The sequence below is a fragment of the Variovorax boronicumulans genome (assembly GCF_029892485.1).
Taxonomy (GTDB): domain Bacteria; phylum Pseudomonadota; class Gammaproteobacteria; order Burkholderiales; family Burkholderiaceae_C; genus Variovorax; species Variovorax boronicumulans_B.
In genome coordinates this window covers 1-11744 of sequence record NZ_JARXVG010000027.1, presented here as the reverse complement: position 1 = coordinate 11744, position 11744 = coordinate 1, and the positions used below count along the sequence as shown (strand labels likewise).

At 67.7% G+C, this 11744-nt stretch carries 12 protein-coding genes; 8 read left to right on the top strand and 4 right to left on the bottom strand.

Annotation, left to right across the window (positions count from 1 at the left end):
- Positions 1 to 334: 334 nt before the first annotated feature.
- Genes M2282_RS30680 through M2282_RS30650 form a run of 8 tightly spaced genes read left to right on the top strand, consistent with a single transcriptional unit; the run spans position 335 to position 7861 of the window.
- Positions 335 to 1396, top strand: coding sequence for a ThuA domain-containing protein (locus M2282_RS30680; RefSeq protein WP_280812548.1), 1062 nt, complete (start codon positions 335 to 337; stop codon positions 1394 to 1396).
- 33 nt (positions 1397 to 1429) lie between these two features.
- On the top strand, positions 1430 to 3655 hold the full coding sequence (locus M2282_RS30675) for a PQQ-binding-like beta-propeller repeat protein (protein WP_280812547.1): 2226 nt from the start codon (positions 1430 to 1432) through the stop codon (positions 3653 to 3655).
- Positions 3656 to 3695: 40 nt separating this feature from the next.
- Positions 3696 to 3770 carry a pyrroloquinoline quinone precursor peptide PqqA gene (gene pqqA / locus M2282_RS31125; protein WP_013539171.1) on the top strand — a complete coding sequence of 25 codons (75 nt, stop codon included), beginning with the start codon at positions 3696 to 3698 and terminating at the stop codon, positions 3768 to 3770.
- 52 nt (positions 3771 to 3822) lie between these two features.
- On the top strand, positions 3823 to 4743 hold the full coding sequence (pqqB, locus tag M2282_RS30670; protein ID WP_280812546.1) for a pyrroloquinoline quinone biosynthesis protein PqqB: 921 nt from the start codon (positions 3823 to 3825) through the stop codon (positions 4741 to 4743).
- Between the two features lie 4 nt (positions 4744 to 4747).
- Positions 4748 to 5494, top strand: a complete 747-nt coding sequence (gene pqqC, locus M2282_RS30665; protein ID WP_280812545.1) for a pyrroloquinoline-quinone synthase PqqC — start codon at positions 4748 to 4750, stop codon at positions 5492 to 5494.
- Complete coding sequence (gene pqqD, locus M2282_RS30660; RefSeq protein WP_280812544.1) at positions 5491 to 5760, top strand: pyrroloquinoline quinone biosynthesis peptide chaperone PqqD; 270 nt, start codon at positions 5491 to 5493, stop codon at positions 5758 to 5760. The genes pqqC and pqqD overlap by 4 nt, the downstream gene beginning before the upstream one ends.
- Complete coding sequence (gene pqqE / locus M2282_RS30655) at positions 5738 to 6916, top strand: pyrroloquinoline quinone biosynthesis protein PqqE (RefSeq protein WP_280812543.1); 1179 nt, start codon at positions 5738 to 5740, stop codon at positions 6914 to 6916. Before pqqD ends, pqqE begins: the two co-directional genes overlap by 23 nt.
- 12 nt (positions 6917 to 6928) lie before the next feature.
- Entirely contained in the window at positions 6929 to 7861 is a 933-nt protein-coding gene (locus M2282_RS30650) for an alpha/beta fold hydrolase (protein ID WP_280812542.1), read from the top strand.
- Here the strand turns inward: M2282_RS30650 and M2282_RS30645 are convergent.
- From M2282_RS30645 to M2282_RS30630, 4 genes are read right to left on the bottom strand one after another with little or no spacing between them, the layout of a single operon-like run.
- Positions 7842 to 9269, bottom strand: coding sequence for an ELWxxDGT repeat protein (locus M2282_RS30645; RefSeq protein WP_280812541.1), 1428 nt, complete (start codon positions 9267 to 9269; stop codon positions 7842 to 7844). The two genes, M2282_RS30650 and M2282_RS30645, sit on opposite strands and share 20 nt — an antisense overlap.
- Before the next feature lies 1 nt (position 9270).
- A complete protein-coding gene (locus M2282_RS30640) occupies positions 9271 to 10551 on the bottom strand; it encodes a TRAP transporter large permease (RefSeq protein WP_280812540.1) in 1281 nt (426 codons plus the stop codon).
- Positions 10548 to 11111 carry a TRAP transporter small permease gene (locus M2282_RS30635; RefSeq protein WP_280812539.1) on the bottom strand — a complete coding sequence of 188 codons (564 nt, stop codon included), beginning with the start codon at positions 11109 to 11111 and terminating at the stop codon, positions 10548 to 10550. The genes M2282_RS30640 and M2282_RS30635 overlap by 4 nt, the downstream gene beginning before the upstream one ends.
- Positions 11108 to 11563 (bottom strand): type II 3-dehydroquinate dehydratase, encoded by a 456-nt coding sequence (locus tag M2282_RS30630; RefSeq protein WP_280812538.1) that lies wholly within the window; start codon positions 11561 to 11563, stop codon positions 11108 to 11110. Before M2282_RS30630 ends, M2282_RS30635 begins: the two co-directional genes overlap by 4 nt.
- Between the last annotated feature and the right edge of the window lie 181 nt (positions 11564 to 11744).

Genomic DNA, 11744 nt, shown 5'->3' with positions numbered 1-11744 from the left:
TGACCTGCAGGCCAAGGGGGCCCAGTTCAACGAACTCACACCGGCCGAGCAGGCGCGCATGCGCACCGTTGCCAAGCCGGTCATCGACAAGTTCGCCGCCCAGTACGACCCTGCCATCGTCAAGCTCTACAACGACGAAATCGCCCGCATCCGCAAGCCATGACCGTCCGGCCGCTCGCGCTCGCCGCGAACAACGCCACGGGCTGAACGCCGCCTCGTTCCCGCCGGCAATCCTCATCCAACCGCTGCTCCTGCCGGCCGCCGCCGAGCAGCCCATCCGCTCTCGGGGAAGTGTCCCCGTGGGTCCCGCTTCGACCAAAAAAAGGAGACACCCTTGAAATCTTCCAGATCATTCCTCTTCGGACTTGCATCGGCTGCGGCGCTCGCGCTGGCGGTGACCGCCTGCGGTGGCGGCAGCGACGGCGGTGGCTCGTTCGCGGGCTTTCCAATCCAGCCGGTGGCACCGGCCGCACCCAATCAGCCGACCGTGCCGACCGACGAAGTACCGGTGCAGCCGACCGACCCCGTGGCCGAAGCGGACGACAGCTTCGACACCTACTACAACGTCTGCCGCGGCACCAACCCCAAGTGCTACAACAACTGGGGCGCGTTCGATACGACGCCCGACCGCGTGCTGGTCTACTCGCGCACCGCAGGTCCGCGCCACGCCGTGCTCGGCACACCGATGGGCTCCGGCCTCAACCCGGTGATGAACCCCGACAACATCATGCAGGCCGGCCTGGTGCGCATGCTGACGGCCGAGGGCATCACCGTCGACTGGACCGAAGACGTCGCGGTCCTCAGCAGCCGCATCAACAACTACAAGGCCATCATCTTCGCGAGCTCGAACCGCGACACCTTGTGGAACGGCGCGGTCGCCACGAGCCAGGACGCCGCACGCACCGCACTGCGCAACTACATGCGCCGCGGCGGCGGCTTCGTCGGCCTGCACAACGCGTTCGGTGCCGAATACAACTGGCCGTACTACGAAGGCCTGCTGGGCAACGCGAACTTCTACAACCACGCACCGAACCGTGCGGGCGATGTCGAAATCGTCTCGGACGACCCCTCGACGAAGGACGTGCCCAAGCGCTTCTCCTTCCAGGACGAGTGGTACAACCTCACGCCCTTCCCCACGAAGGTGAAGTTCCTCGCCAAGGTCGACACTTCCACGCTGAAGCCGCTGACCTCCGCGCCGCACCCCGGCCACGCGGACTTCCATCCGGTCGCCTGGTGCCAGTACTACGACGGCGGCCGCGCATGGCTCACCACCCTCGGCCACAACGCGCACTCGTTCACCGCGGACCTCTCGGGCGTCGGCGCCATCGAGTTCCAGAAGCTGGTCGTGCAGGGCGTCAAGTCGGCGATGGGCCTCACGCCTTTCTGCACCGAGTAACGGCATCCAAACCTTCACTGCGTAGAGGCATCCATGAAACCAAAGTCATTGGTCACGCTGCTTATTTCCTGCGGCGTGCTCGCATCGCCGTTGCTGATCACCGCATGCGGCGGCTCATCGGGCGGAGGCACGCCTTCGTTCCCGGTGGTGCCGGCACCGCCCGCGCCGCCGCCCCCGGGGCCCGGCGCGCCGCCACCGCCACCGCCCGCACCCGCCACGCCCTCGGCCAACCTGTCCGACTGCTGCACGGCAGGCGACAAGGACTTCCCGAAGGTCGGCGGCAACCTGGGCAACCAGAACTACTCCAGCCTCGCGAAGATCGACAAGGCCCAGGTCGCCAAGCTCGGCGGCGCCTGGGTCAACCAGATCGAAGGCGGCATGGCCACCGGCAACAACCAGAGCACGACGGTCGTGGTCGATGGCACCCTCTACATCGAGTCCGCCGTCGGCAACGTGATCGCGGTGGACGGCAAAACCGGCCTCACGAAGTGGAAGTGGACCACCCCTTACGGCTCGATCACGCGCCGCGGCGTGGCGGTCGCGAAAGACCTGGGCCTGGTCTTCACCGTCGCCAGCGGCAATCGCCTCGTGGCGCTGCGCACCGACACCGGCGCCATCGCCTGGATCAAGCAGTACCCGAGCAGCGCCACCGACCCCGACTACCAGGGCGCGCTGCAGAAGGTGGCGCTGGTCTATCACGACAAGCGCCTCTTCCTGGGCACCAACGACGGCAACCGCGGTGCGGCGTTCTCGGCCGATGCGCTCACCGGCAAGGTGCTGACGTCGTTCTGGGGCGTGCCGCGCGCCGGCGAAATCGGCTACGACACCTGGGGCGGCGCGGCCGAGTCCGATCGCGCGGGCGCCACGCCGTGGATCCATCCCGCGGTGGACCCCGAGCTCGGCCTCATCTACTGGACCTTCGGCAACGTGCGCGGCGGCTCGTCGCAGAACGGTTCCGCGCGCCCGGGCCTGAACCTGTTCGCCAACTCGCTGGTCGCGCTCGATTTGAAGACCGGCGAATACAAGTGGCACTTCCAGTCGGTGCACCACGACATCTGGGACATGGACAACGTGATGTCGCCCGTGCTCGCGGACGTGAAGATCGACGGCAAGGATCGCAAGGTCGTCATCTATGGCAGCAAGACCGGCATGTACTACATCCTCGACCGCAAGGACGGCAGTGCGCCGCTGGGCATCGACGAAGTACCCGTGAAGCAGGACGCCCGCCAGGCCAGCTGGCCCACGCAGCCGCTGCCGCGCCAGGGCGCGTGGACCGAGACCTGCATCGTCGACCAGCCGCTGGGCACCGCCATTCCCGGTGACCCCAACCGCGCCGTGCCCAACTACGTGAAGGGCTGCCTGTACGACGCGCACTGGGACGTGCCGATCCTCTCCATCCCCGGACACGGCGGCGGCGCCAACTGGAACCACCAGGCCTTCAGCCAGCGCACCGGCCTCGTCTACACGGGCATGGGCTATGTGTCGGCCGCGCACTCGCTCACCGAGTCGAGCAACGGCTTGCGTCCGCCGGGCACCTACATGACGGGCGCGGTGGTGGCGGTCGATCCGAGCACCAACCTTGTGAAGTGGAAGAAGCAGCTGCCGTACTCGCTCGCGCACGGCAACGGCATCCTGGCCACTGCATCGAACCTGCTCTTCATCGGCCAGCCCGACGGCAACCTGCTCGCGATGGACGCCAACGACGGCAGCGAACTGTGGCGCTTCCAGACCGGCGCGGCCATCAGCGCGAGCCCGATCGCCTACGAGATCGACGGCGAGCAGTACGTCGCGGTGTACTCCGGCGGCACGAGCATTCCGTACGGCGACTCGGCGCCGCGCGGCGACCGCCTGTGGGCCTTCAAGGTTGGCGGCACGGTGATGCCTCCCGCAACGCCGACACCGCCCGTCGTGCGCCGTCCGGTGTCCGGCTCGGCGGTGGAAGGTGCGGCGCTGCCGACGCCCAACACCGTGTTCCTCGCACGCGTGCAGACGCCGGCGAACGAGCCCGGCGCCGCCGAGTCGACCGCGGTCAACGCGATGACGCCGACCTTCATGCGCGTGCCGGCGAACACCACGGTGACCTTCACCAATCCGGTAGCCAATGCCAACACGCACTGCGCGACGCAGTTCTTCGAAGGCAGGTTCAACTTCCGCCTGGCCCCGGGGCAATCGGCGAACCACACCTTCGACACACCCGGCGAATACTTCTACAACGACTGTCATAGCCCGCGTCCTACGGGCAAGATCGTCGTGTATTGATACCGTGTCTTCATTCCCCAACCACTGAAGGAGCAATGCGATGAAATGGTGCAAGCCTGAGTTCGAGGAAATGCGTTTCGGCTTCGAGATCACGATGTACATCTCTGCTCGCTGAGAGCGGACCCCAACGGCACCGGCTTCCACCGGTGCCGTTTTTTCTTGTGCATATGAAGATATTGGTTCTAGGTTCGGGGGCGGGCGGTGGCTTCCCGCAATGGAATTGCAACTGCCGCCTCTGTGCCGGCCAGCGAAGCGGCGAGGTGCGGGCAAGCCCTCGCACCCAAAGCTCCATCGCGGTGTCCGCCAATGGCGACGACTGGGTCCTGCTCAATGCATCGCCCGACATCGGCGCGCAGCTGCGCGCGTCGAAAGCACTGCAGCCACGCCACGGCGTGCGCCACTCGCCGATCCAGGCGGTGGTGCTGATGGACTCGCAGATCGATCATGTCGCAGGCCTTCTCAGCCTGCGCGAAGGACCGCGGCTGCAGCTCTACTGCACGCCGGAGTCGTACGAAGACCTCACTGGCAGCCTGCCGCTCTTGAACGCGCTCGACAAGTACTGCGGCGTCACCTGGCACCCGATGCCGCTCGAGCCCGGCGGCGGCGCATGGCACGAGATCGCCGGCCTGCGCCTGCAGGCCGTGCCCGTGCCCGGCAAGGCGCCACCGTATTCACCACGCCGGCAGACCGAGGCGCGCAGCGACAACGCCGCCGTGCTCATCGAAGACCCGGCCACCGGCAAGCGCGTGCTCTACGCGCCGGGCCTCGCACAGGTCGGCGATGCCGAGCGCAAGAGTCTCGACGCCTGCGACTGCGTGCTGGTCGACGGCACCTTCTGGACCGAAGACGAGATGCTCACCGCAGGCCTGGGCGCCAAGCGCGCCGCCGACATGGGCCACCTGCCGCAATGCGACGGACCGCACGGCCCCGGCATGCTGAAAGCGCTCGACGCCTGCGCTGCAAGGCGCAAGGTGCTCATCCACATCAACAACAGCAATCCCATCCTCGACGAAGACGGCGCGGAGCGCGCGGAACTCACGCGCCGCGGCATCGAGGTCGCCTTCGACGGCATGGAACTGGAGATCTGAACACGTGACGCAGCAACAGCAGCATCCACAGGACGCGTGGTCCCCGCAGGTCTTCGAATCGAAGCTGCGCGCCATGGAGTCGCGCTACCACAGCCATCATCCGTTCAATCGCCGCCTCAACGCGGGCGAACTGCAACCGTTCCAGGTGCGGGGCTGGGTGGCGAACCGCTTCTATTACCAATGCCGCATTCCGGTGAAGGACGCGGCCATCCTCTCCAACTGCGACGACCGCGCGACGCGCCGGCGCTGGGTGGTGCGCATGCTCGACCACGACGGGCATGACGGCCACGAAGGCGCCAACGCCGGCGGCATCGAGATCTGGACGCGCCTGGGCATCGCCACCGGCCTGCGGCGCGAGACGCTCGAATCGCACGCGCTGGTGCTGCCCGGCGTGCGCTTCGCGGTCGATGCGTACGTCAACTTCGCGCGCACCGCGCCGTGGCAGGAAGCGGTGATTTCCTCGCTCACCGAGATGTTCGCGCCGCGCATCCACAAGGACCGGCTCGCGGGCTGGCCCACGCACTATCCGTGGATCGACACCTCGGGCCTCGACTACTTCCGCAGCCGCATCCCGCTGGCCGACCGCGACGTCGAGCACGGCCTGGAGGTCGCGATGCAGTGGTGCGCCACGCGCGAGCGGCAGGAGCGTGCGCTGCAGATCCTGGGCTTCAAGCTCGACATCCTCTGGGCCATGCTCGATGCCATCGAGCGCGCCTACCCCGACGATCTTCCCAAAGAGCAGCAGCCATGACGCAATGGACCGACAGCGCGCAGCCGTCGCTGGGCACGATGTACCGGCTGCAATGGGAAGACGCGCAGCAATGCCACGTGCTGCTGTTCCCCGAGGGCATGATCAAGCTGAACGGGCCGGCGGCGGAAATCCTCAAGCGCTGCGACGGCCAGACGTCCGTGGCCGCGCTCGTGACGGACCTGGAGACCACCTTCGGTGAAGTCGACCTGCGCGCCGACGTGATCGAGTTCCTGGAGCAGGCCCATGGACGCCACTGGATCCGGTGACACCCGCACCCCGCATGGCGGCGTCGCCGCGAAGCCGCCCCTTTGGCTGCTCGCGGAGCTGACCTACCGCTGTCCGCTGCATTGCGCCTTCTGCTCGAACCCGGTGGACTACACCAGCTACAGCAACGAGCTCACGACAGACGAATGGATCCGCGTGTTCCGCGAAGCGCGCGCGATGGGCGCGGTGCAGCTGGGCTTCTCGGGCGGCGAGCCGCTGGTGCGCGACGACCTCACGGAACTCGTTGCGGCGGCGCACGACCTGGGCTTCTATACCAACCTCATCACCTCGGGCGTGGGCCTCACGCCGCAGCGCGCCGAGGCGCTGAAGAAGGCGGGGCTCGACCACATCCAGCTCTCGTTCCAGGACTCGAGCCGCGAGCTCAACGATTTCCTCAGTTCGACCAAGACCTTCGACCTCAAGCAGCGCGTGGCGCGCACGATCAAGGACCTCGGCTATCCGATGGTGCTGAACTGCGTGATGCACCGCTACAACCTGCCGCACGTGGGCCGCATCATCGAGATGGCCGAGTCGATGGAGGCGGATTTTCTAGAGCTCGCCAACGTGCAGTACTACGGCTGGGCATGGCGCAACCGCGAGATGCTGATGCCCACGCGCGCGGCGCTGGCCACCGCCGAAACCGTGGTCGACGCGCACCGGCCGCGCCTGGATGGCCGCATGAAGATCCTCTGGGTCGTGCCCGACTACGCCGAGGGCAAGCCCAAACCCTGCATGGCTGGGTGGGCCAGCGTGTTCCTCGTGGTCGCACCCGATGGCGTGGCCTTGCCGTGCCACAGCGCGCGCATGCTGCCGGGGCTCGACTTCCCCAGCGTGCGCGAGCACTCCATCCGTGAGATCTGGCAGGAGAGCCCGGCGTTCGGCGCCTATCGCGGCACCGGCTGGATGAGCAGCACCTGCCAGAGCTGCGACGACAAGGAGAAGGACCACGGCGGCTGCCGCTGCCAGGCGTTTCTGCTCACCGGCGATGCGGCCGCCACGGACCCGGTCTGCCCGAAGAGCCCGCAGCATGCGGAGGTGGAGGCGATGGTCGCTGCAGCGGTAGACCCGCGCGAGGTCAGCGCGCCGATCCGTTTCGTGCCGGGCGCGCGGCGTGCAGGCGAACTCGTGTTCCGCACGGATGCCAATGCTCGCGGCTGAGCGGGCTCGCGCATGACGATCGTCCATCGCCTGCCGTTGAGCGGTGGCCATGTCATGCATGTCGAGGAGCACGGCAATCCGCGCGGGCTGCCCGCGCTGGTGCTCCACGGCGGGCCCGGCTCGGGGAGTTCGCCGCTGCAGCGCAGCGGCTTCGACCCCACGCGCTACCGCATCATCTGCCCCGACCAGCGCGGCGCAGGCCTGAGCACGCCCACAGGATCGATCACGCACAACACGCTTGCCGACCTGCTCGATGACCTGCGGCGCCTTCGCGAGCATCTGCATGTCGACCGGTGGCTGGTCGTCGGCGGATCGTGGGGCGCGACGCTGGCGCTCGTGCATGCGCTGGACCAGCCTTCGGCCGTTGCGGGGCTCCTGCTGCGCAACGTGTTTCTGGCCCGCGCTTCGGACATCCACGATTTCTTCGCAGAGGCTGAACGGCACGGCGGCCCCGAATGGCGCGTGCTGTGGAACGAAGCACGAGGCCGGCAATGCCCGATCACGGCGTTGATCGCGGACATCTTCGCGCACGGAACGTGGGAGCGGCAGCGGGAGGTCGCGCTCTGCTGGTCAGATTGGGAGCAGCGCATGTCGGGCGGAAACGCCGCGCCGCCGGGCGATGGCGCCGCATTGCAGCGAATGGTGTCGCGCTACCGCGTGCAGAGCCACTACCTGCGCCATGGATGCTGGCTCGGTGCGCCCACGTTGTTGGAGCGATGCGCCGCGTTGCCCGAGGTTCCCACGCTGATCGTGCACGGGACGCACGACGCCCTGTGCCCGCCGGAAGGCGCGCAGGCGCTCGCGAACGTCCTGCGGGGTCGTGCCGCGCTGCAATGGGCGCAGGGCGCGGGGCACAACCCCACGCATCCCGCCCTTGCCGCAGCGATGACAAAGGCGCTGCGCGACTACGCGGACTCGCAGGCCTTCAGCGCAGACGCTCCTTGAGCGGGTCGCCGATCAGCGCCACGCGGCCATCCTTGCGGCGCGCCCACAGCCGCTCGTTGCCGTGGCCGTCGTCGGCGGCGAAGAGCACCGCGTCGCCCAGTGCGCGAAAGCCCAGCGGCAATGCGTTGCGCGCACCGGCGGCCACGTCGGCGACCGCGCGCGTGCCGGCCGTGGTGCCATCGCTGCGCCACGGCTCGACGCCCGTCGCACCGCCGCCGTTCGCGGAGAACCACAGCTGTGAACCGATCACCGCAAAGCGCGCGGGCGATCCGCTCTCGGCGCCCGGTGCGATGTCCTTCACCAGCACGGTGCCCTTGGCGGTGCCGTCGCTGCGCCACAGCTCCGCGCCCGACGTGCCGTCGGTCGCTGCGAAGTAGACGCGGCCGCCCATCGCCGCGAGCGGGCTCGAGATCGACCCGCCCGTTCCCGGGCGAATGTCCTTGACCAGCGTCGTGCCGCCTTCGGTGCCATCGCTCTTCCAGAGCTCGGTGCCATGCACGCCGTCGTCGGCTGCGAAGTACAGCGTGCGGCCAACCGCGACCAAGTGCGAAGGCCGCGAGGGCGACGATCCCGGCCGCAGGTCCTTCACCATGCGCGTGCCGCGTTCGGTGCCGTCGCTCTTCCACAGCTCGATGCCGTGCTCGCCATCGTGCGCGGTGAAGTAGATGTCATCGCCGATGGCGGTCAGCGCCTGGATGCCTGCATCTTCGACGCCCGGGCGAACGTCCTTCACCAGGCGCGTGCTCTCCGGCGTTCCTTCGGTCGCCCAGAGTTCATGGCCGTGCGCGCGCGTGGTCGCGGTGAAGAACAGCCGCTTGCCGGCCACCGTGAGTTGCCGCGTCACCGCGCGCGGCCCCGCGTCGATCGACGACACGCGCGTCGTCGTCTCCGCTGTGCCCGATGTCTTCCACAACTGGAATCCGGTGCTGCCGTCATCGGCCACGAAGTACAGCGCATCGCGGAACACGGTCAGCTCGCTGGGCATCGCGCCTTCCTCGCCGGGCCGCAGGTCGATCACCCGCGTGGTGCCCGCGGCCGTGCCGTCGGTGCGCCAGAGTTCGAGGCCGCTCGCGCCGTCGGTGGCTGTCGTATAGACATGGCCCTTGAACAGCGTCTGCCCCGCCGGGAAGGAACCGCGAAAGCCCGGGCGAATGTCCTTCAGCATGCGCGTGCCGGCGCTGCTGCCGTCCGTGATCCACAGCTCCTGGCCCGATGCGATGTGGAAGGCGCTGAAGAGCATCTTCCCCTTGAGCGGCACGAGGCCGGTGGGCGAGACGAAGGCCAGCGCCTGTCGCTGCTCGGGCAGCACCTCGCGCTCGGGGTCCTGCGCGATGGCGGGCAGCTGCACCAGCAGCGCGAGGGCGGCCAGCCACGCGGGCCGCATGGCGGGAAAAGAGGCGAAGGGCATCTCAGCCTCCGAACCAGCGCGCCGGCGCAATCACCAGCTGCGGAAACGCCACCATCACGAACAGGATCGCGAACTCCGCGATCATGAACGGCACCACGCCGCGCGTGACGTCGTCCATCGATATCTTTCCGACGCCGGCCACCACGTTCAGCACCGTGCCCACCGGTGGCGTGACCAGCCCGATGGAGTTGTTGATGATGAAGAGCACGCCGAAATACACCGGGTCGATGCCCGCCGCCTTCACCACCGGCATGAGCACCGGCGTGAGGATCAGGATGGTCGGCGTCATGTCCATCGCGGTGCCCACGACCATCACGATCACCATGATCGCGACCATCAGCAGGATCTGGTTGCCCATGAAGGGCTCCAGCAGGCCGACGATCTTGGAGGGCAGGTCGGCCACCGTGATGAGCCAGGCGCTCACCATCGCCGCGGCGATCAGGAACATCACGATCGCACTGGTCTTGGCCGCGCTCACGAAGATGCCGTACAGGTCGCGCCAGGTGATCTCGCGGTAGATGACGGTCGAGACGAAGAGCGCATACACCGCGGCCACCACCGCGGCCTCGGTGGGCGTGAACACGCCCATGCGCAGGCCCACCAGGATGATCACCGGCAGCATCAGCGCCCAGGTCGCCTTGCGGAAGGTGGCGAAGATCTCGGCCGACGACTTGCGCGGCGGCGGCACGATCTTCTCGCGCCGCACGAGCCAGGCCCAGGTGAGCCACAGCGCCGCACCGATCAAAAGGCCCGGCACGATGGCCGCGAGGAACAGCTTGGAGATCGACACGTTGGCCGCCACGCCGAAGATCACCAGCCCGATGCTCGGCGGGATCACCGGCCCGATCACGCCCGTGGCCGCGATGAGGCCGGCCGCGCGCGGCTTGTCGTGGCCGGCCTTCACCATCATCGGCAGCAGCAATGCGGTGAGCGCTGCGGCATCGGCCACGGCCGAACCCGAGAGCGCCGAGAGCAGGCAGCCGGCCATGATGGTCACGTAGCCCAGGCCGCCCTTCACATGGCCGACCACCGCGAGCGCGAAGTCGACGATGCGTTTGGAGAGACCGCCCACGTTCATGATCTCGCCGGCCAGCATGAAGAAGGGCACGGCCAGCAGCGGAAAGCTGTCGGCGCCGCCGATCACGTTCTGCGCGAGGATCTGCGCATCGAACAGGTCCAGGTGCCACATGAGCGCCACGCCGCTCGCGAGCAGCGCGAACGCAATGGGAATGCCCATCGCCATGGCGAGCAGCAGGGAGCCTACAAAGACGAGGATGGTCATTTGCGCGCTCCGGTAGCGTCGTTCTGCGAACCCAGGATCTGCTGGAGTTGGACCGCTTCTTCAGATTCCTGAACCATCACCAGATCGCTTTCGGCAATGCGCCCCGTGAGAAGGCGCAGCAGGTCGAGCGCGAGGATGAACCCGGCCAATACGGAGAACACCACGCCCGAGGCATACACGATGGCCATCGACGCGCCGGTGACCGGCGCCGTCACGTCCCAGTTGATGCGCGCCTGCGCCATGCTGCCCTGGAACAGCAGCCACACGATGTAGAGCATCACCACATGGCCGACGGCCAGGCAGATCTTCTTGCCGATGGGCGGCAGCTTCTGCACCACCATGTCCACGCCCAGGTGGCCGTGCTCCTTCAGCGCGACCACCGCGCCCAGGAAGGTCATCCAGATGAAGAGCCAGCGCGAGACTTCTTCCGACATCGTGATGCCGGAGTTGAAGCCGTAGCGCAGCACCACGTTGCCGAACACCAGCACCACCATGACCGCGAGCGCGGCCGCGATCAGCGCCTCGATGCCGGTGCAGCACCGGTCGATCCAGCGGTTCATGGCGCAGCCGCGGCCAAGGCTTGCTTCTGCATCTCGACCAGCGCGCGCAGCGCGGCCAGGTACGACAGCGGGCCGAGGCCCTGCACCGTGCCCTTGACCGCCGGCGAGATGATCGAGTGCGCGCGCCAGGCTTCGCGCGCGGCGATGTTGGACATGTGCACCTCGATGGTCGGGAACGGCATGGCCTTGATCGCGTCGTGCAGCGGCACGCCGTGCTGCGTGAGGCCGGCGGGGTTGACCAGCGCACCCTGCGCATCGTCGATGTGCGCGTGCAGGAAATCGATCAGGTCGCCTTCGTGGTTCGACTGGATCGTCTCCAGCGTCACGCCGAGTTCGGCCGCGAGCGCCTGCAGCTGCGCATTGATTTCGGCGAGCGTGGTCTTGCCGTAGATGTGGGGTTCGCGGCGACCGAACAGGTTGAGGTTGGGGCCGTGGAGTACGAGGATCTTCATGGGGAGCTTCGGTGAGGGGCTTTACTTGCGGATGCGGGCGATTTCGTCGTTGTAGAGCTTGACGATGGAGGGGTCGTACTGGGCGGCGAACTTGTCGATGACCGGCTTGGCAACGGTGCGCATGCGCGCCTGCTCGGCCGGTGTGAGTTCGTTGAACTGCGCGCCCTTGGCCTGCAGATCG